16 protein-coding genes are annotated in these 20855 nt (G+C 64.1%); 7 read left to right on the top strand and 9 right to left on the bottom strand.

Translation table 11 applies throughout. The features are described 5' to 3' along the window. Positions 1-154: 154 nt before the first annotated feature. The 3 genes from ON23_RS34410 to ON23_RS34400 all read right to left on the bottom strand — a co-directional run bounded on the left by ON23_RS34410 (position 155) and on the right by ON23_RS34400 (position 3013). On the bottom strand, positions 155-1081 hold the full coding sequence (locus ON23_RS34410; protein ID WP_039783903.1) for a haloalkane dehalogenase: 927 nt from the start codon (positions 1079-1081) through the stop codon (positions 155-157). Between the two features lie 22 nt (positions 1082-1103). Then, complete coding sequence (locus ON23_RS34405; RefSeq protein ID WP_039783901.1) at positions 1104-1547, bottom strand: TIGR03618 family F420-dependent PPOX class oxidoreductase; 444 nt, start codon at positions 1545-1547, stop codon at positions 1104-1106. A gap of 374 nt (positions 1548-1921) precedes the next feature. Continuing rightward, positions 1922-3013, bottom strand: a complete 1092-nt coding sequence (locus ON23_RS34400; RefSeq protein ID WP_051043746.1) for a fatty acid desaturase family protein — start codon at positions 3011-3013, stop codon at positions 1922-1924. A 426-nt stretch (positions 3014-3439) separates the two neighbouring features. On the opposite strand from ON23_RS34400, the gene ON23_RS34395 reads away from it, so the two are divergent. Next, positions 3440-4102 carry a hypothetical protein gene (locus tag ON23_RS34395; protein WP_143860035.1) on the top strand — a complete coding sequence of 221 codons (663 nt, stop codon included), beginning with the start codon at positions 3440-3442 and terminating at the stop codon, positions 4100-4102. A 26-nt stretch (positions 4103-4128) separates the two neighbouring features. On the opposite strand, the gene ON23_RS34390 is transcribed toward ON23_RS34395, so the two are convergent. From ON23_RS34390 to ON23_RS34360, 6 genes are all read right to left on the bottom strand, one after another. After that, positions 4129-5130, bottom strand: a complete 1002-nt coding sequence (locus ON23_RS34390) for a hypothetical protein (RefSeq protein WP_143860033.1) — start codon at positions 5128-5130, stop codon at positions 4129-4131. An 11-nt stretch (positions 5131-5141) separates the two neighbouring features. Beyond that, on the bottom strand, positions 5142-5534 hold the full coding sequence (locus ON23_RS34385) for a Het-E N-terminal domain-containing protein (protein ID WP_039783894.1): 393 nt from the start codon (positions 5532-5534) through the stop codon (positions 5142-5144). Between the two features lie 240 nt (positions 5535-5774). Next, positions 5775-6116: a hypothetical protein gene (locus ON23_RS34380; protein WP_094025933.1), complete on the bottom strand. Its 342-nt coding sequence runs from the start codon at positions 6114-6116 to the stop codon at positions 5775-5777. Positions 6117-6133: 17 nt separating this feature from the next. Then, entirely contained in the window at positions 6134-7198 is a 1065-nt protein-coding gene (locus ON23_RS34375) for a serine/threonine-protein kinase (protein WP_051043745.1), read from the bottom strand. Positions 7199-7236: 38 nt separating this feature from the next. Next, on the bottom strand, positions 7237-7872 hold the full coding sequence (locus ON23_RS38360; protein WP_094025932.1) for a hypothetical protein: 636 nt from the start codon (positions 7870-7872) through the stop codon (positions 7237-7239). Next, the gene (locus ON23_RS34360) at positions 7869-9848 is read right to left on the bottom strand and encodes an N-6 DNA methylase (RefSeq protein ID WP_086007059.1); all 1980 of its coding nucleotides are present in this window, start codon (positions 9846-9848) and stop codon (positions 7869-7871) included. Before ON23_RS34360 ends, ON23_RS38360 begins: the two co-directional genes overlap by 4 nt. Positions 9849-10099: 251 nt before the next feature. On the opposite strand from ON23_RS34360, the gene ON23_RS38355 reads away from it, so the two are divergent. The 6 genes from ON23_RS38355 (at position 10100) to pglX (ending at position 20774) form a co-directional block, all read left to right on the top strand. Next, complete coding sequence (locus tag ON23_RS38355; RefSeq protein WP_143860031.1) at positions 10100-10513, top strand: hypothetical protein; 414 nt, start codon at positions 10100-10102, stop codon at positions 10511-10513. A gap of 102 nt (positions 10514-10615) precedes the next feature. Continuing rightward, on the top strand, positions 10616-10984 hold the full coding sequence (locus ON23_RS34355) for a DUF732 domain-containing protein (RefSeq protein ID WP_039783882.1): 369 nt from the start codon (positions 10616-10618) through the stop codon (positions 10982-10984). A gap of 87 nt (positions 10985-11071) precedes the next feature. After that, complete coding sequence (locus ON23_RS34350; RefSeq protein ID WP_039783880.1) at positions 11072-11695, top strand: DUF4352 domain-containing protein; 624 nt, start codon at positions 11072-11074, stop codon at positions 11693-11695. A 169-nt stretch (positions 11696-11864) separates the two neighbouring features. Beyond that, positions 11865-12302, top strand: coding sequence for a PASTA domain-containing protein (locus ON23_RS34345; protein ID WP_039783878.1), 438 nt, complete (start codon positions 11865-11867; stop codon positions 12300-12302). Positions 12303-12696: 394 nt separating this feature from the next. Next, positions 12697-17169: a BREX system serine/threonine kinase PglW gene (gene pglW / locus ON23_RS34340; RefSeq protein ID WP_039783876.1), complete on the top strand. Its 4473-nt coding sequence runs from the start codon at positions 12697-12699 to the stop codon at positions 17167-17169. Further along, complete coding sequence (pglX, locus tag ON23_RS34335; protein WP_039783874.1) at positions 17166-20774, top strand: BREX-2 system adenine-specific DNA-methyltransferase PglX; 3609 nt, start codon at positions 17166-17168, stop codon at positions 20772-20774. Before pglW ends, pglX begins: the two co-directional genes overlap by 4 nt. Positions 20775-20855: the final 81 nt, after the last annotated feature.

Here is a 20855-nt window from a genome sequence, read left to right as displayed (position 1 = left end):
TCGGGCACCAGCACGCTCGAGGTCTATCCCGGCAATGCGATGTCCTGCGACTGCACCGCACGCCAGTAGACGAGCCCGGCGCCCCGACCGCGGCCATCGGTTGCAAGCGGACAGCGGCAGCGGTCGAGTCGGGTACGCCACCGATCCCGCTACCTCAAGCAGGCGACTTGTCCAGCGGCGTCGCACGGACGAAGTCGACGACGACCGCAGCGAGTTCTTCGCCCTTGTCCTCCTGCAGGAAATGCCCGGCCGAGGTGATAGTCACCGGCGAATGGGCCGCGGCGCCAAGGATTTTCGACGACAGCACCTTGTCGCCGCCGCGCGTGATCGGATCCGAGTCCGAGAACGCGCACAGAAACGGTCGCTCGAACGTCTCCAGGACTGCCCACGCGGCTCGGTTCGCGGGCGCTGCAGGATCGTCCGGACTGGTCGGAACCAGGAGCGGGAACTGGCGGGCGCCCTGCGTGTAGGTGTCGTCGGGGAAGGGAGCGTCGTAGGCGGCGATCACCTCGGGAGAGAGCTCGGTCTGGCAGGCGCCGTTGACGATCTTCCCGGCTCGGAAGTCGGGGGTGTCCTGGCTGAAGCGCTGCCAGGCGAGGAACGCCTCGCCGGGATGGCGATCACCGGTCGGCAAGAACGTATTCGCCGCGACCACGCGCGCGAAACGCTCTGGATGTTCACCGACCAGGCGCAGCCCGATCAATCCGCCCCAGTCCTGGCATACGAGAGTGATTCGGTCGAGGCCGATGGCTTCGATCGCCGCCCAGGTCCAGTCGACATGCGCCTGATAGGTGTAGTCGGCGCGGTCCGCCGGCTTGTCACTGCGGCCGAATCCGACGAGATCGATCGCGACCGCCCGTAGCCCCGCCGAGACCAGGACCGGAATCATCCGCCGATACAGATACGACCACGACGGTTCACCGTGCAACAGCAGCACGACCTCACCCTCGGGCGGCCCTTCATCGAGGTAGTGCACCCGCAACGTGGTCTCGTCACCCGCCGGCACTTCGACGTAATGCGGTTCGAACGGGAAGTCGGGCAGTCCCACGAAGCGCTCGTCGGGCGTTCTCAGTATCCGCATGGCCCAATCCCTTTCGTCGAAACTAGCTGCCGTTGCTGTACACCCGGGTCGGTTCGACCAGGACCGCCGCGCGGCGCTCCGCCGCCATCACGCGGTCGTACTCATCCCAGTCGTCGTGTTCACCGCCGGCGGCCGTGAACACATCACGCAGCAGCCGGCGCAACCCCTCGGCGTCGATCCACGGCTGCGGATCGTCGGGTCCGACGATCTGCCCCCGCCCCTCCACCGTCGCCCACGCCCACCCTTGCCGGAAGGTGGCGCTCACCTGCGGCCGAACGCGGAGATTCGCGAGCTTCACCTTGCCGTAGGTCACGAACCCCAGAACCGGCGCACCCGTCGACGGATGAGCCAACAACCCGACATTGACCAGCGTCGACTGAATGGTCTGATCGGATCTGAGGGTGGAGACGACGGCAAGCCCCTTCTCGGCGCGACCGAGTTCCACCGCCTGTTCCAGTGTGGTCATCACATCTCCCGTGGTTGGATGCTCCGATCCTCGCACGGCCCATTGTGCGCTTGGTGGATAGCGCGAACGGTGGCGACTTCACGAAGTTGGCTGGAACGCGGCCCGCGCGGTGCCGGCTGGGCATTGGGGCTGAATTTTCCGTGCAAACCTCGACGAGAATGCGAGAAAACTGCAAAATTCGGCGAGGTTTGCACGATCAGTTCACACCCCTCCCTCGCTGCTCGATGCTGTGGATGGAGGACACGACCACTTCTCCGTGGCAGCACAGCTCCGCTGACTTAGCGCCGTGACGCGGTGTCGCTAGGTGCCGTGCTGCGGGTGCCTCACGCGGTGAGGCGAGGACGTAGCGCTAAGGGACGGGCGTTCGAATCGGCCTAGCGTCCCGCTGTAGACCCGTCGATCGGTTCATCCCGTGCCTGGCGTGGACCTCCGGCACGCAACGGCACACCGACATCATGCAGGTGCCTCAGCGCCTCGCGGTACGAGGCGACCAGCCCGGTCTCGTGATACGGCACGCCGATTTCGGCACAGTACTCGCGAACGATGACTTGGGCATGCCGCAAGTTCGGAGTAGGCATGCTCGGGAACAAGTGGTGCTCGATCTGATAGTTCAGCCCGCCGAGGGCGATATCGGTCAACGCGCCGCCACGTACATTGCGCGAGGTCAGCACCTGCCGACGCAGGTAGTCGGGCCGGTCGTCCCCAGTGAAAGTCGGCATCCCTTTGTGGTTCGGCGCGAAGATGCACCCCATGTAGAGACCGAACAGCGCCTGATGCACAGCGAAGAACGCAAAAGCTTTGTCGGCGGGCAGAATTGCGAACAGTGCGCCCAGATATACAACGAAGTGGCCGAGGAGCAGCGCCCCCTCCAACAGGCGATGTTTGGCTGCCCGGTTCCGAAGCGCACGCACCCCGGCTACGTGCAAATTCAGCCCCTCCAACAGGAGCAGCGGGAAGAACAGAAACGCCTGCGCCCGCCCGATCAGCCGAGGCAGCCCACGACTATCGCGCGCCTGCCGCTGCGACCACACCAGAATGTCGGGCGCGACATCGGGATCGAGCTCCTCATGATTCGGGTTGGCGTGATGCCGAGTGTGCTTGTCCTGCCACCACCCGTACCCCAGCCCGATACCCGCATTCCCGACAACCCGACCCAAGATCTCGGTGGGACGCCGAAGCCGAAAGACCTGACGATGTGCGACATCATGCATAACGAGCGCGACCTGAGCGAACGTGACGGCCATGAACGCCGCGACCATCAGCGTCCACCACGAGTCGCCGACCAGAACGAACGCCACCAAGCCGGCCACGAAGGCAACCCCCACGAGGCTGAGCCGGATGACGTAGTAGCCGGGACGGCGGTCCATCAAGCCCGCGTCGGACACACGACGCAGTAGTCGGGCGTAATCACCGTCGGCTCCGGTGCGCCGCGGGCGTGAGTGTGGAACCAAGGCCGGTGTCGTCATAGTTCTCCCTGAGAGCCAGGCGCGGATACCACCTCAGCCCGCCCTCGATGCCCGTCTCGACTGGAGATCCGGCGGGCACTACTCAGCGTGGTGGGTCGGTGTGGCAACTTCGATACACCAAAGCTATTGGCAGGGTTCTCGTTTCATGTCATACCCAGGTATGGGATCGGGATCGAACTGTGGGGTGACACGTGCGGCGCTGGCACCGATGCCGGGGCAAGACCCAACTACGGTGCAGACAGCCGCCCGACCTCCAAACGGCACGGGTTCCCGGCCACTCGTCAGATGTGTCGCCGTTGCCGCAGTTCGATCGTGCAGCGGATGACACCCACCCGGCGGGCCCAGGCCACGTGCTCAGAAGGGCCCACACCCGAGAAATCGGACAGAGAGTTGTTTCCAACCGCGACGCAACGGAGGATGACTGGAGTGAGCACCCGACCTCGCACGGGAACCGATGTCGCAGTGCGGATTCGCCTCCGCGAAGACTTCGCCGAAGACCCCGATTTCGATCCGCAGGAAACGTTCGTCCTGCAACTGGCCGACGAGCTACCCGACGTGTGCACCCGTCACGGCGAAGTCGCAATCGAACAGCGCGACAAGGACTTCGACTTCAGGCCGAAGACGGTCCAGCGTTCCGCAGAACAACAATGGGTACAGCGTACCGCTGCGTATGAGGTTCGATTTCTGCTACGAGGCTTCTACCGCATCGCCACTTTCAGATGGGTCGAGGTCAACCCACCATCCACCGTTCTCGAGGGAACCTGGCCGATCTGTACGAAATGCAAACGCACAAGGCAGCTTTGCCAGTACACCGGCCATGCGATCGTTCTACTGGGCCTCGCCGCCATCCTCGTCATCCTCGCAGCCACCCAAACAACGACCTCCGCCCACCTACCCGTGCCCCTTGTACTGGCCGTCTTCCCGGGATGGGGACTGTTCGGGCTCATAGCCGCATACCTGCTCTACCGCCGCTCGACGACATTCGTATCGTTCAGGCCCATCGCTGATCTCGGGTGGACGCAGATCAGGGCACACCCGCGATTCGCGGAGGCATTCGAATCGCGGGGAACGGTTTCGGGCCGAGGGTAGACCTCGTCGACGCCCCGCGGCCTGGCTCACTTGCGAGCGATGGACGAACCATCCGTGGAGTACCTCAGGCCGTACTCAGCAGAGTAAGCGGGCGCAGATGTCGCCAGTTTGAACGGCGCTCCATTGTCGTCCACCACAATCGAGCTGGGTTTTCCGCCTACCGTAACGTCGACATAGAATTCCCATTCGTACACGCCGATCGGAGCCTGCCGGATCCACCCGTCACCGAACCCACTGACCTTATTCGGCACTTTTCGGTACACAGACGGATACGCGGGCCCATCGGCACCCGACCATCCGACTTCGATATCGAAGACAGCAGGCTCCCCTCGCCCGAGTGACACGTAATGTTCGGCAAAGTACTTTCCGCCGTGCCCCTCCCAACAGTATGCGACCTGGTCCGATAAGGAGTCGACTTCCGAATCGGCCTGCGGATCGACAAACCCGCACCCTTGGATCGGCTGCCCCTCTCCTTGTGATGAGACGTCGATCTCGGTGCCGCCCAACGGGTTGGGGTCATACCTGACTGTGTGGACGCGTAGGCCGGTTACCACAGCCGTGCTGTCACTGTTCCCGACCAGTATCAGTTCGGCTCGATAATTATCGATTTTGGCACCGCCCTGAGACTTGATCAAATTCGCGATATCGGCCGGTGTGATCGCAGCGGGCTTCGACGGCACATCATTCGGAAGCGCAAACATTCCGTCGGTGCCGGTCTGCAGGGCCGGATCGGTTCTCACCGAGATCGTGACCGGTTCGACTTCTCCTTGCGAAGGCTCAGCGGGATTCCAAAGGATTGCTCCGAAAACAACCAGGACGGTGACGAAGGCCAGGGACGCCCACCGTGCGCTCCGGGGAAGTTTCCGGTTCGAACCGGCCCGCGCCGAACCGGTGAGATCGAAATAAAAATTCGTTTGTGTATTGCCGTCTCCGACGGCGCCGATATTCGCATTTCCAGCAACAATTCTGGCATTGGCCCGGTCGTCCTTCCCGTGCGCGTGACGACCTCGAAACCACATTTCGATCACCGAGACCCGGGTCAGTCGCCCGATCGAGAACCGAAGACGTTGTACTGCTGATTCCTGTCGCCGATGGCACCGATATTAGCCCCACGCACATCGATCACGTACTTGCCTGCTCGACTGCCCGAGGAATCGGCCAACTCAAGCACCTTCCGGGCCGCAGCCAGCACCTGCTCGTCCACGACCGCACCGGTGTCGGTGAGCAGCTTGGTCATTGGCGCCTGCCACGTATCCGGGTCCGACTCGTGCTCGGTCAGTACCAGCTCGGCTTTCGAGTCCCCGCCGAAGACCCTGACCAACAGACTCTTCAATCCGCGGTAGGCGTCGGCAACGGCTGTCGACGCCGTGTCTCCGAGCCCTTTCGCTGCGCCGACGGACAACGCCGCGACGATCACCGTCACCGGATCCATCCCACTACCTCCCCAATGGCAGCTCCCGGAAAAGATCCGGGCTCACACCACTCAATCAAGCGCCGCCCGGATCCGACAAGGGGTTAGAGCAACATAACCCGCGGTCTGCTACCGACCCGAGCGTTGCGTCCGGATCTGCGATGCACTGACCCCAGTGGCTCTCGCCGGCACCGCAGCTGCCAGCTCAGGGCCAGCGCACCGAGAGACAGCGACCACTCGGGCACAGTCCGGCCCGCGGCTCTACCGGCTGCGCTCGATGTACCTGATCTGGTCGACCAGATCGACCACGCGCCGATCCTGCTCCCCGTACCGAACCGACATCTGCCCGTGCAATCTCCGCAATCGGGTCAGCGCGGCGTCGATGTCCCCCGTCTGCACATCACAGGCGGCCAACTGCCGCTGGCAGTGCATGACTTGCTCGTCGTAGGGACCGCGTTCAGCGGTGAGGTCGTCGATGAGCGTGCGGAAAAGTTCGGCGGCGCCGACGAAATCATTACTGTCGAATCGGAGCGCAGCAAGATTCAGGCGCGCCTCGACCACGTCGGCATCTCGTGCGCCGAGCTGTGATACTGCCTGTTCCACAAGGGTTTCCAAGCCGGCTATCGCCGGTGTATAGCGAGATTCCGCGGCGAGGTCGCGTGCACGACGGATAGCCCGCTCGATATCGGAGCGGCTGAATCCGAACTACGCGGGGGCGGAGCCACTTTCTCCTCGGAAGCGATGATCTTGGTCGACGCCATGACCGTCGGCGACGCGACGGCCGCGCTCACCGCTTCCGCGTACATCCGTGCCGGACCATGGAAATCACCCACTTCCGGCAGTTCGCCGATCCCGTTCCCGTGCCGCATCAGCACCGTATGCACGGTCACCGCATCCTCCGGCCGACGATCGGGCGACTTGGCGAGCATGCTCATGATCAACCGCGCCATATCGACCGGAACCTCTGGTCGTTCGCGGCGAATTTCTGCCGGCGCCGAGTGAACTTGGTTCTGCCACACCACGTATGGCGAGCTGCCGGTCATCACCCGGTCACCGGTGAGTAGCTCGTGCAGCACCAGCCCGAGGGCATACAGGTCGGTTTGCGCCACCACCGCTCGCCCTTCGACCTGCTCCGGAGCCATGAATGCCGGTGTGCCGAGAGTGTTTCCGGTGTTGGTGTAGCGCGTCATATCGGTGTCGGTGGTGACGGCGAGGCCGAAATCGAGCACTTTCACCGTCCCGTCGGCGCACAGCATCAGGTTGGACGGCTTCAGATCGCGGTGGTAGATCCGATTGCGATGCGTCGCCGCCAATACCGCAGCCGCCTGTGCTCCGAGCGCCGCCACCACTCCGACCGGAAGCGGCCCCCGGCGGGCGAGCAGTTCGTCCAGGGTCACGCCTTCGATGAATTCCATGACCAGATAAGGACGTTCGGGCGGTCCCGGTGAAATGCCGGCGTCGTGGATCGCGGGCATTCCGGGATGGCTGAGCTGGGCCATCAGTTCGGCTTCGCGCAGAAATCGCTTCGTCCAGTTGGGGTCCTGGTCGAGATTGGCGTGGGTGAGTTTCACCGCGATCCGGCGTTTGAGGTGGCTGTCGTACCCCTCGAAGACCTGCCCCATCCCACCGGCGCCGATCTCCCGGACCAATTCGTACCGGCCGCCGTCGATCTGCGGTCGTTCCACCGCTACCTCCGTGAATACTGAACAGCGGACACGTCAACTTACTCGTCGACGGTAGCCGGTCGCAGCTCGCCCGACGCCAAGCCCCGGACACCGGTTCCTACCAACTGCTCGATCGTGCCGCGCCGACGCTGCCACGCCTCCTCCATCTCCCACAGTTGCCGGAATGCGGCCCCGATACGACGTTGTTCGGCGAGCGGCACCCGCGGCACCGGTACCCGATACAGGTCGAGGGGTCCGTCTTCGACCGCGGCCAGCAGAACTCCAGCGAGAAAATCGGGGTCGATGATCGTCGCCTGGCCGCGCACCAAATGGATTCCGGCTCCCAGCAGTACCCCGTCTTCGACACAGACGTGGACGGCGGGCTCCGCGCCCATCACGACCGCGACGTCCCCGGCACTGACAACGACAGCACCCGCTACCGAACCATCACCCGTTCGCGACGCGGCCCGCCGCAGACGAACGTCTTTCGCGGACAACATCGGCACGTTCCCGTCGCCGAGGCCGACCGTGGGTGGCGCCTCGTACACGCTCAGAGCATCGGCCGCCACCAGGTCTTCCACCGAAATGGTTTCGTGCGCAACGGTTTCGGTGGCGAGGGGCGGTGGTGCCACAACGGGGTGTTCGAGTAGCGCCGTCCGCAGCTCCGAGTATTCGTGTGCGGCTGGATCTTTCACAGGTCGCGCCCCTGTCCGAGCCCCGTACCCGGTTCGAGGGCGGCTGCAGTGAGCCCGGTGGTGATGAGTTCGGCGGCTTCTTCGGCGGCGTCGGATGCCCGGCGGGCAGCGCTGCGCAGCAGGAACAGTTGCCGGAACAAGGTGCCGTATCGGCGCTGTTCGTCCAGCGAGAGTACGGGTATGCGCAGGCGGCTCGCGTCGAATCGCACCGTGGATGTTCTTGTGGCCGAGATGTTTTCCGCGCCGGTGAGGAAACCTGCCAGGAACCATGGATCGAGACGGTCGCGGTCGACGCGCAGCGCGTGCACATGGGGACCCAGCACGGCGCCGGCGTCCTCCGATGTGGCGACCCGAGCGCTGCGGCCGCCGCGGCGGTCACCGCGCACCGCCGGCATGAGCACATCGCCCTCGTGCACCTCGACAGGATCGGCCGGCACCATGTCCACGGTGCCCGAGGCACGGTTTCCCGTGGCGACGTCCAGAGCGGTCAGCACCCGCCGACGGTCACCGACCGGCGACTCGGTTCCTTGCGGTGCGGCCCGAAACCACTGCAACTGACCATGGGTGGCCAGATGCGCGACGGTAACGAAGCGCCACGACTTTCCGGTGGATTCCGACCAGGCAGGCACGGTCGTCACAGCCGTGTCCAACTCCGAAGCTGCTCTGCTCAATTCGTCGAGCGAGGTGGCGACTTGCTCCGATATGGCGCTCGAATCCAGCGCCGACCGCACATATCGGGCGGGCGTGAGATCGACTTCATCGTCGAGCAGATCGACCAACCGGACCACGGCCGAAATCCCGGATTCCGCTGCGGAGTCCGGTTTTTCGCTGTCGAAGGTGCGCCACATCTCGACCACGGTGTCCCGGTCCGCACGGTCACCGTCGGTGCGCACCGCGACCCCGGTGGTGTCGATGAACAGCATCGAATCGGGCACCGCCACATCGGGTTCGGGTCGACGCACCACCCAGATTTGCAAGCCGACGTGCCGGGGCTGGGCAACTCCGGGCGCCAAACCGATCACGGCACGCAAAGCGCCGGTCCGCACCAAATTGGACCGGATCTTGCGTCCGGCCGCCCGCGTCGCGACCGAGGGCGGCAGTAACAGCACCGCGATCCCTCCTGGCCGCAGATGGGCGATCGCGTGTTGTACCCAGGCCAGTTCGGGCTCGCCGCGCGGCGGCAGTCCGTAGTCCCAGCGGGTGTCGAAAGCGAGTTCGCCGGAGCCCCAATCGCGCAGGCCGTAGGGCGGATTACACAGCACCGCATCGACTCGCACGCCGGAAAACGCGTCGGACGTCAGGCTGTCGCCGGCCCGGACCTCTGGTTCGACCGTTGTTTCCGCCTCGATCAGTAGTCGCGCACGTTCCGCCTGGACCGGCACCACATCCTGTCCGTACAGTTCGCGGGCGCCTTCGTGGGCCGCCGCCAGCAGAAGCGACCCACTGCCGCAGGCAGGGTCGAACACACTGTGAACGTTCGGGGTGGTCGCCGAACGCGTCAACGCTGCCATCGTCGACGCCACGGCGACCGGCGTGACGTACACACCGGTCGAGGCTGCGTCGTCCATCGCACGTTCGGACAGGATGTCGAGTGCGGTGCGAATGCCGTCGGCGGTCTCGGCCAGTTGCAGCGCCGAGGCGATCTCGGCGGCGAGCTCCGGATCGTCCGCGCCCGGCGCCGACCATTCGTCCCCCTCACGACGCAGCGTCTGCATCACCCGGGTGATCGCGTCAGGCGTCGCCCGGGACCGCACCAGTGTTCGCAGTTCGGCGTCGGGAGACTGCGCGGCTTCGATGTTGTGCTCCGCCAGCCACTTACGCACCGCGTGCAGATCGAACAGCGGCCGGGTCTCGTTACCGGCGATCGGATCGGGGAAGTCGTCGTGACGGCGCCGCCAGTTGCTGACGGTGGCACGGGTGACGCCGGCGAGCCGCGAGATCTCCGCAGCACTCACCTTCGATACGGGCTTCGGCATACCCCTCCTCTCGCGGATCTGCTCACACCCTGCGGGACGGTTGAGCAAAAATCAATCTCCAAACCATCATTGACAATGTTTTCAGCCTATTCTACTGTTTGCATCATTGTCAGGAACGAACGTTGAAACCAACTGCCGGCCGCTGGGGAACTGCGCACTCAGACATCCGGGATCCCGCAACCAGGCGGCACCCACCAGCCATGCGACACACGCCGTCCGGATCGCCGGGCGCCCGGCACCAGGACTTCGATATGAATCAAGAACCCGACAGACCGGCCGACGTCCGGGAACCCGGCAACCCACCGACTGCACGGCTATCGGCTCGGGAAAATGCCTATCCGCCGGTGGAGATGCCTCCCTATCCCCCGAGCGCCGGAGATCTCGTCGAGTACCACCCTCACCATCCCCCGGCACAGCCGATGCCATATCCGCCGAGCAAACAGCTCGATCCGCTCGCTCTCGGCCTCCCATACACCTCTGTACCCCAAGGTGTTTCGCAACCTGTCCCGCCGATGCTGATGGTGCAGCAATTCCACCCCGGCATGGGCCAGGTCGTCGTCAAACGCTCCTTCCCCCACGGATTGCACTTGGTACTCACGCTGATCACATGCGGGCTGTGGGCGCCGATCTGGTTGATCCACTACCTGCTTGCGGACAACAGCTGACGCTGCCTCTGTCCGAGATCCACATCCGCCTCAGGCGACGGCCGAACCCGGCCGCCGTCCGAACCATCACGGCCTCAGCCGAATTCACCGTCAGGAAGCATCATGAACGCCCGCATCATCTCGTCCCTGCTCGCCGCCGGCGCCACCGCCGCCGTGCTCACCGCCGCCGCACCGGCCTCCTCCGCAACGCCGGACACGGGTTCCGCCTCCGGATCCAGTGGGAGCAGCTGCGGGCCTCGCAGCTCCGCCGACCGGCGCTTCCTGCGCGACTATGCCGAAGACGACGACACCTGCAGCGGCCAGGACGCGTCGATCCGTCTCGCCCAGGCCGAATGCAATTGGCTTCGGGCCTACGGCAATTCGGCGCACAACCAGATCCTCATCGCCGAGAAGTCCCGCGGCGCCGTGAAGTACCCGTACATCTTCCTCGATGCCGCCATCGAGGCGTACTGCCCGCAGTACGAACTCTGATCCTCATCGGCACTACTCAGGAGTTGAAACCATGTTGTACAAGGCTTTGTCGAAGGCTGCACCTGGACTCCCGAATAGGACCGCCGCATGACCTACCAGCCCGGACCGTACCCGCAGGTGCCGCCGCAGTACGTGGTGCAGCAGAAGAAGTCCAAGTTGCCGAAGGCATTACTGATCGTGGTGGTCGGCATCGTGCTGCTGTGCGGTGTCGGCGGATGCCTCGCCGGCATCAGCGGTAAGGATTCGGCCGGCTCCCAACACGGCACGACCACTGCCGCCGGCAACGCGGCGGGACCTGCCACGAAGGCCCCGCCGCCGGGCATCAACACTCCGGTTCGCGACGGCAAATTCGAATTCGTCGTCACCGACGTGCAGACCGGCATCAAGGAAGTGGGCGACAACCCCTACCTGCACCGCACCGCCCAGGGCGCGTACACGATCGTCACGATGACCGTACTCAACACCTCGAAGGTGCCGTACGGCTTCTCCCCCGGCAACCAGGACCTCTACGACACCCAGGACCGCAAGTTCAGCAACGACACCGCGGCCGCGATCAACCTGGAAGCCGACACGAGCATGTACGCAAACATCAACCCGGGCAACACGATTACCGCGAAGGTCGTCTTCGATCTGCCAGCCGATTCTCAACCGGACCGGATCGTCCTGCACGACTCCATGTTCTCCGGCGGCGCAACGGTTTCGCTGCGCTGACCGGGTGATCGGCGCCGGGGCGAGCACCCACGCGCCCGCCCCGGTACCGAGCACGCAGCCTCACGCGCGTCATCCCCATCGCGTCTTTTCCGATGTGCAGCTAACACGCCGCACCCCCTCACCGACATTTTGGCGACTCGAGACACACTTCGCGCCCAAAGGACCATGGATGAAGAGAATCGCTACATACCTCGCTATCGCTGCCATCGGGGCAGCAACCGCATGCGGAGCCACGGAAACGTCGACCACGCAGCCGAAAATCGCCGACACGAAGACAACTGTCCCGGTGCCGACGACGACCCAGCCGGCACCGTCGACCGAAGCACCCCAGGCACTGGCACCCTCGAGCGCGCCGACGGCAACGCAAGCCGCGACGGTGCCGATGCCGAATGTGGTGTGCATGAATTTGCAGGCCGCACAGAACCTCATCCAAAAAGCCGGAGTGTTCTTCTCTCGAAGCAGGGATGCGACCGGAGCCGGCCGAATGCAGGTACTCGACCGCAACTGGGTTGTGGTTGCACAGACCCCTGCCCCCGGCGTCCCGATCGGTGAGGGCGACGCCGTCCTGTCGGTGGTGAAGAAGGGCGAACCGGGAGATTGCTCCTGACCGAGGCCGACTCCCTGTTCTCCGGCGGCGCGACGGTCTCACTGACCGGGCGATCGATGCCGGGGCGGTACCCCCACGCGTCCGCCCCGACACCGAGCAAATTCGACCGATTAGCCACGCATGCCCCGCCATCGAGCACCCAACCCCCGAAACATATTCGCCCTCACCGACGATCCACCACTGCGATCACCCGCGTCGGAGATTCCGACCGGCCGGACGACCGCCGTCCCCGATTCTCGACGATGTGCAAGCGCTAATGTTGCGACCACAGGCGAGAACGGACCGGCGGCTCTTCGTCCGGTCGGTAGGCATTCGGCAGCCGTGGGCGTCACGAACCTACCGCCGTGGTGGGGGGTCGGTGGCTGGTTGACGACGAGAACAGGACTGCGCGCGTATGGAGAGTCGGTGGACGGCCGTCACCGAGTCGAGCTTCGAGCACGAGCGCCGGGGGCTGGAAGCGATCCGGACGCAGTTGCCGGATGTCGATCCGTGGCTCGCGTGGTCGAATTTCACCTTCACCGCCTCGACCGGGCATATCCGCGAGGTCGACCTGCTGGTCGTCGCACCCAACGGTGTGCATCTAATCGAGTTGAAAGATTGGAGCGGCCGGCTACACAGCCGCAACGGTGACTGGGTACAGGAACTCCAGCGCGGCGGAACCCGGTATCACCGCAGCCCCCTGCATCTGGCCAATCAGAAGAGCAAGGAGCTTGCCGGGCTGCTCGCATCTCACGGGGTGCGGGTCTTTGTCGGCAACGCCGTCTGTCTGACCAATCCGAACCTGCGGTTCGAGCTGCCGGAGGGCGATCGCGCGAACACGCACACGGTGCGCGAGCTGATCGACCGACTCGAGCGCCCGGTGCGCGATGCCCGGCACCGCATCGACGTGCAGCGCTCGAAGTCGATCAAGCACGCGCTCGAGCAGATCGGAATCCGGCGCAGCGACGCCGAATTCACGGTCGGCCCTTACCGTTTGGAACGTAAACCGTTCGATGCGGGTGCCACCTGGCAGGACTATCTGGGCACTCACACCGAGCTACGCGAGCCCGCGCGGGTGCGCATCTACTTGCGCGAGCGCGGCGCTGATGAAGCGCAGCGCCGTTCGGTCGATGATGCCGCCCGCCGTGAGGCGTCGGTGCTACGCCGCTTCACCCACCCCGGTGTGGTGCGCCTGGAACTGTTCGACCCGTCCGGCCATTCCGCCGGCCCGGCCCTGATCTTCCGGTACCACCCCGAGACCCTGCATCTGGACGAATATCTGCTGCGCTTCGGACACCTGCTCGACCTGTCCGATCGGATCGAACTGGTCCGCCAGCTCGCGGAAACTCTGCGGTCCGCGCATGGTGCCCGGCTGTTCCATCGCGCGCTGGCCGCACGATCGATTCACGTCCTGCCGCGGCCGGGTAGTGGTGACGCGCAGCGGTGGAGCAATCCGCGACTCCAGATTTCGGACTGGCAGACCGCGACCCAGCGCTCCCAGGGCACGGGCGCCACCATGACCAGACATGCCCCCACAGCGCTGTCGGCACAGCATCTGGGTTCGTCTGCCGATGTGTACCTGGCTCCCGAGTTGCAGGCGGTCGCCCCCGATCCGATCGCGATGGATGTCTACGGGCTCGGAATGCTGACCTATCTGCTGGTGACCGGCAAGCCGCCGGCGGGCAGTCAGGCCGAGCTGCTGGCCCAGTTCGAGGCCGGCAAGGATCTGCGGCCCAGTGCACTGGTCGACAACTTGGCGCCCGATATCGATCTGCTCGTCGCGACCGCGACGGCGTATCAGCCGAGCAAGCGGCTGTCGTCGATGGACGAGTTCCTCGACTTGCTCGAAGACGTCGAGGACGCGCTCACCACCCCGGACGAGCCGGACGCCGAGCCCGACAAGGACCCTCTGGAAGCCGTACCGGGCGATGTTCTCGCCGGCCGGTGGCTGGTGCGCCGCCGTCTCGGCACCGGTTCCACGAGCCGCGCACTGCTGGTGCGCGATCTGCAGACCGAGGACAAACAGCGCGGCACGAAAGCCTATGTAGTGCTGAAGATCGCGCTGGCGCCGGAGCGCACGGAGGTCCTCGAACGCGAAGCCGCCGTCCTGCGCGGCATCCGCCGCCATTCCGGCGTGATCAACCTCGTCGATCCGGGCATGATCATGCTCGCCGGCCGCACCGCCCTGGTACTCGAATATGTCGGCAATGAACAGGGCCTCGACAACAACACGGACGGCCGCACCGAGGAGACGGTGGCTCGTGAGCTCCGCGACAACGGCCGGCTCCAGCTCGGCCGCCTCGAAACCTACAGCGACTACCTGTTCGGCGCCGTCGATTTCCTCGAGGGCGAGGGCGTCTGGCATCGGGACATCAAGCCGGACAATATCGCGATCCGGGTGCGCCCCAATCGAACTCGCGAACTGGTCCTCATCGACTTCTCCCTGGCCGGCTATCCCGCCAAGCACGCCGACGCGGGGACCGACGGCTATCTGGACCCGTTCATCGGCACCCTGCTGCGTTCGTCCTACGACGCACACGCCGAGCGATACGCCCTCGCGGTGACACTGCACGAGATGGCGTCGGGCGAACTCCCGCGCTGGGGCGACGGAAGTGTGCTGCCGCGGCAACTGGACGCCAAGGAGTTTCCGTACCCGCAGGTGGCGGCCGAGGCATTCGACGCGGCAGTGCGCGAGGACCTGGTGGCGTTCTTCCGCAAGGCCCTGCATCGCGATGTGGCGCAACGGTTTCCGGAGCTGAAACCGATGCGCGACGCCTGGCGCAAGATCTTCCTCGACATGTCCCGCTCGGTGCCCTCGCGTCCGCTCAGCGACCATCCGGTGGTCGATGATGTCGACGACACCACCCCGGAGCAGCAGCGGTTGCTGATCGCCGAGCAGGCGACCCGCGACACGCACCTGTCCCAGGCCGGTCTGACCGCCGCATCCGAACAGTTCCTTTACGGTCTGGGCGTCACGACAGTCGGTGAACTGCTGGACTACGGCCGCACCCGCCTGATCAACGCCCCCGGCCTGGGTGTGCGCGCCCGGCGCGAAATTCAGGAACGGGTGAAGGAGTGGGCCAAGCGACTCGGCAAACAGGAGCCGGCGCCGCTCACACCAGAGGCCCGCAAGGAAGCGAAGGCGGAAATCAGTGCCGCTCGAGCGGAGTCGACGGCCGGGCTGATGCGCACCCTGAGCCTGGACACTCTCGCCGCGCGGTTCGTTCCGGAGCTCAACAAGGACGAGTCGAACTCCGACAAGGTCAACGCGGTGGCGCGCCTGCTCCGCATTCCGGGTTCCGGCGACCTGCCGGAGCTGGACATGTGGCCCACCCAGACCGCGGTGGCACAGAGTCTGGACCTCGACGTCGGCCCGGTCGGGCGACTGCTGCGCGCCCAGCGCCAGCTCTGGAAGAAGGACCCCGCGGTCCAGAACCTGCGTACACAGGTGCTGGAACTGCTCGAGGGATTCGGCCGGGTCGCGGCCGCCACCGAGGTCGCCGATGCTCTGGTGACCAGGCTGGGCACCCGCCTGCTCGATCGAAACGACCGTCGCGCACTCGGTTTGGCCGCAGTGCGCGTGATCACCGAGGTCGAACAGTTCGTCCCCGACGAGGCGGCGATCCTGGTCGCACAGAAACGCGAGAAGGGCCTAGATCCCGTCGTCGTCCTGGCGTTGGAGGTCGGCGACGACACCGACCCGGATACTCCGGGTGCGCGGGCGCTCACCAACTATGCGCTGAAACTCGGTGAGGCAGCCGACGTACTGGCCCGGCATGAATCGGTCCCCACCGCCGCGGTGGTGCTGGAACGGCTCGTCACGGTCGAACGCCCGCCGGGCCGCTCCACCATCGACGAGCGCCGCCTGGTGCAGCTGGCCGCGGCGTCCTCACGCACGGCCGCGGTCACCCCGCGTCTCGAGATCTACCCGCGTGATCTGCCGCTGGAGCGCGCAATTCGCCTCACCCAGGCCGGCCTCTACGTCCCCTCCGACCTGCCCCGCGAGAAGCAGGCCGGACTGCGCGCAGAAACCGTGTTCGAGCGAATTCTCGCCCGCTTCCCCGAACTCGTCATCGCCGGCAGCGACCGCAAACTGCCGACCCCGGAATTGACCAAGGCACTGTGCGACGCGGGTTTCGACCTGGTCGTCGCCACCAACGCCGACACCCGGGAACCGCGCTACATCCCGAAACATCTCGACCGCGCCAGCAGCTACACCGCTCACACCCCGCGCTGGTCCACGGCCACCACTTCACAGTTCGCCGACACCTACTCCGACGATCCCGATCTGGCGAAAGCCGCACGGGCGGAAGAACTTCTGGCCGGTGCCGCGATCCGCGAGGGTTTCCGTGTGCTCACCTGCCCCACCGCTCCCCCGCACTCCACGCCGGACGCCATCCGCGAGCTGCGCGACCGGTTCGGCGCGAACCCCATCTCGGTGACCGCGCTGTTCCTGGCGAATATGCACGACCTCGTGCCACCGGGCCGCAAACCCACCTGGTCGACGATCCTGCGCGCCGATATCGCCGAATCGGGCAGCAAGGCCGCACTGAAGTTCTCCGAATACGCCCGCACCGCGTGGGGCCGAGTCGAAAAGGAACTGGGCGCCTCGATCCGCACCGACGGACCGCTGCTGTTGCACGACACCCTGCTGTTCGCCCGCTACGACGCCATGGGTGTCCTGGCCCGCCTCGCCGAACGATCCCGCCGCGGCGCCGGAACCCTCTGGCTGCTGTGCCCGCAAGCCGACCCGTCCCGCCCACCGCATCTGGGTCCCACTGCCGTGCCCTACCAATCCGCCCTCAACGAGTGGATCCCGCTACCGCAGTCGTGGACCAGCAACAAGCATCGCGCCCCCGCCACAACCGAATCAGGAGCCCAGCAATGATCGACCGCGCCGCCCTACTGTCCGACCTCAAGAAACAGGTCAGCGCGGCCGAGACCGATCTCCACCAGCAGCTGCGCGTACTGGATGAGGTGAAAAGCCGTCTGCACGACGAATATTCGACGGCATTCAAACTCAAGCGCACCGCCGCCACCGAAAGCGCCTGGCTGAAGGAACGAGTCACCCAGGTAGCGGTCGCGTGGATCCTCGGCACCGTCTTCGTCCGCTTCTGCGAAGACAACGAACTCATCGCCGAGCCCTACCTCACCGGCCCCACCGACGACCGCCGCGAACTCGCCCAGGCCCGCTACGAGGCCTACGTCGAATCCGACCCCGACCCCACCTACCGCGGCTGGCTGCACCGCGCCTTCGCCGAACTCGGCGCCGGGCAGGCCGGAAAACTCCTGTTCGATCCGGCACACAACGGCCTTTACCAAATCCCGCTGTCTCACGACGGTGCGCGCGAACTCATCGAATTCTGGCGTGAGCGCGACGAATCCGGTGTGCTGATCCATGACTTCACCGACCCACTCGATGATGAAGGCATCAACGGCTGGGACACCCGCTTCCTCGGTGACCTCTACCAGGACCTGTCCGAGGACATCCGAAAGAACTACGCCCTGCTGCAGACGCCGGAGTTCGTCGAAGAGTTCATTCTGGATCGAACGCTCACGCCCGCGATCGGCGAATTCGGTTACGAGGGAATAAAACTCATCGATCCGACCTGTGGGTCTGGGCACTTCGTTCTTGGTGCGTTCAAACGACTGACCAAACTCTGGGCCGAGGGAAAACCCGCCAAGGATCGTCACGAACGCGTACGGGCCGCACTCGATTCCGTGCACGGTGTTGACATCAACCCGTTCGCGATCGCCATCGCGCGCTTCCGGCTTCTGGTCGCGGCCATGGCGGCGGCAAGAATTCGTAACCTCGCTACTGCCGCAGGATACGAGTGGCCCATTAACCTGGCGGTTGGTGACTCACTGATCAAAGCTCGCCAGCTTGAACTCGCTCTGGACGGCGAGCATGCAGATCCGCTAGCCGAATTCTCCTATGCCACCGAGGATGTGCAAGATTACCCGGGGATTCTGAAGCCGGGGACGTATCACGTAGTGGTGGGAAATCCGCCGTATATTACGGTGAAAGATAAAAACCTCAATGCGATCTATCGCGAACTGTACGACGCCTGCGCCGGAGCGTACGCCCTATCAGTGCCATTCGCGCAGAGATTTTTCGAGCTAGCCAAGTTGGGAAATTCCACTGGCGATGGTTTCGGTCGTGTCGGGCAAATCACTGCAAACTCATTCTTGAAACGTGAGTTTGGAATCAAGCTAATCGAGGAGTTCTTCGCCAACAAGGTTGAGCTTACCGAGATTATCGATACGTCAGGAGCTTACATACCGGGCCATGGAACTCCGACTGTTATCCTTATCGGGACACGACGATCCGGAAACAATCGAGCGACACATGTTCGCACTGTCCGCAGTGTCCAAGGCGAACCGAAATCTCCAATAAGTCCAGCGGACGGGCTGGTATGGAGATCAATAATTGATCAGATAGACAGTATCTCCAGCAAGAGCCAGTGGGTGACTGTCGACGACCTTGACCGCCAATCGCATTTCGGCAAGCACCCATGGGTACTTGCTGATAGCGGACTAGAGATGATTGACCAACTGGCAAATTCATCCGTAACAACACTTGGCCAGATAGGTGCCGACATCGGCACAGGGGCCGTCACCCGCGAAGACAACGCTTACATGTTGGGCGAAGGGGCATTGCGCCGGAAAGGGATCAGTCCGGACCATCAAAAGCCACTGGTCGAAGGAAGTGAAGTCCGAGACTTCGCCATCCAAAACCCAATTCAATCGCTATGGCCTTACAACCCAGACACCTTGAAGGCCGAGTCCTCTCGACGAGATATTGAGACCCTATGGCCATATCGCACACTGCTTCGAATCCGATCCGCGTTCGGTAAGACACAAATCGAACGATCGCTAAAATGGTTCGAATACTCGATGTTCTTCAGCAATCGTTACCGAATCCCACTGTCGATTGCATTCCCTTTCGTGGCAACACACAATCACTTTGTTCTAGATCGTGGTGAGAAAGTCTTCATCCGAACCGCACCAGTAATCAAGTTGCCGGAGGCAGCGAGCGAGGAGGAGCACCTGCGTCTACTCGGACTACTCAACAGCTCCACCGCCTGCTTCTGGCTCAAGATGGTGAGCCACGACAAAGGCAGCCAGTCTGGCACCGGTGGATTCATGCACGATGAATGGGAGAGATTCTTCGAGTTCACAGGAACCAATCTCGCAGATTTCCCCATCCCTGCTGGAGCCCCAAGCTCACTGGCGAAGAAATTGGACGAACTTGCCACACAGTTGACGAGTCTCGACCTTATAACCCAGACCGAGGCGACACCCACCGCAGCCAAATTGGTAGATTTGCGCGACCGTTTTGAATCACTGCGACGACGCATGATCGCGCTTCAGGAAGAGCTCGACTGGAAGACTTACAACCTCTACAACCTCCTGGACGAGGAGGTGTGCGCCGACGAAGCTGATGTCCCCGAGATCTCCTTGGGAGAACGGGCCTTTGAGATTGTCCTGGCACGCCTCGTTGGTGCCGGTGAGGTATCTACCGTCTGGTTCGATCGTCACGATTCAACTCCGATAACCGAAATCCCGACTCATTGGCCGGAGGGCTATCGCCGGACGGTCCAACGCCGCATTGAAATCATCGAGTCCAGCCGAGCCATCGGAATGATCGAGCGGCCCCAATACAAACGTCGTTGGGCCACCGAAGGCTGGGATTCACTACAACACAAGGCTCTTCGTTCGTGGCTACTCAGCCGGATGGAGTCCCGCGGACTCTGGTCAGATGACAACGGCCAGCCCCGGATTCTCACCCTTCCCCGCCTGACCGACGTTCTGGCGACCGATGACGATTTCGTGTCGGTTGCCGCCCTGCACTCCCCCCGCACCGACCTTGCACAGGTGGTCGCAGACCTGATCACCGACCAGCACGTCCCGTTCATCTCCGCCCTGCGCTACAAGCCCTCCGGCCTGAAGAAGCGGCAAGACTGGGAGCACGTCTGGGATATGCAGCGCCAAGAGGACACGATGCCGGATGGTCACGAGAAGAACGAGTTCAGCAAGTCCATCCCCGTCCCCCCGAAGTACACGAATGCCGACTTCCTGCGCACATCCTTCTGGCAGGCACGCGGCAAACTGGATGTCCCGAAGGAACGCTTCATCTCCTACGGCGCAACCAATGTCGTCACCCCGGACCTCTACGGCTGGGCCGGCTGGGACCACCGCGAACAGGCGATGGCAATCGCAATCCACCTCGCCGAACACAGCCTGTCGACAGAGGAAATCACCCCATTCCTGGCCGGCCTGCTGGAACTCCAACCATGGCTGGACCAGTGGCACAACGACATCGACCCAGACTTCGGCATCTCGCCAGCCGAATTCCTGAGCGGCGACCGCCGAGAACGACAGGCCGAACACGGACTGACCGACGACGACCTACGGAATTGGCGCCCCCAGCCAGTCCGCGGTCGACGCGCAGCAGCGAAGGATGCACCGAAGACAGTGGGAGCTGGATAAGCCTGTCTCTGTAGACGGCAGGCCAGACGCCCCGGCCGACCGTGCGCCCGCGGGGAAGTCAGTCACTTGTGCATGATGCCG

The organism is Nocardia cerradoensis NBRC 101014, from assembly GCF_000308535.1.
In the GTDB taxonomy this organism is placed as follows: domain Bacteria; phylum Actinomycetota; class Actinomycetes; order Mycobacteriales; family Mycobacteriaceae; genus Nocardia; species Nocardia cerradoensis.
The sequence above is the reverse complement of the archived record's forward strand: the minus strand, read 5'-3'. Positions and strand labels throughout refer to the sequence as shown.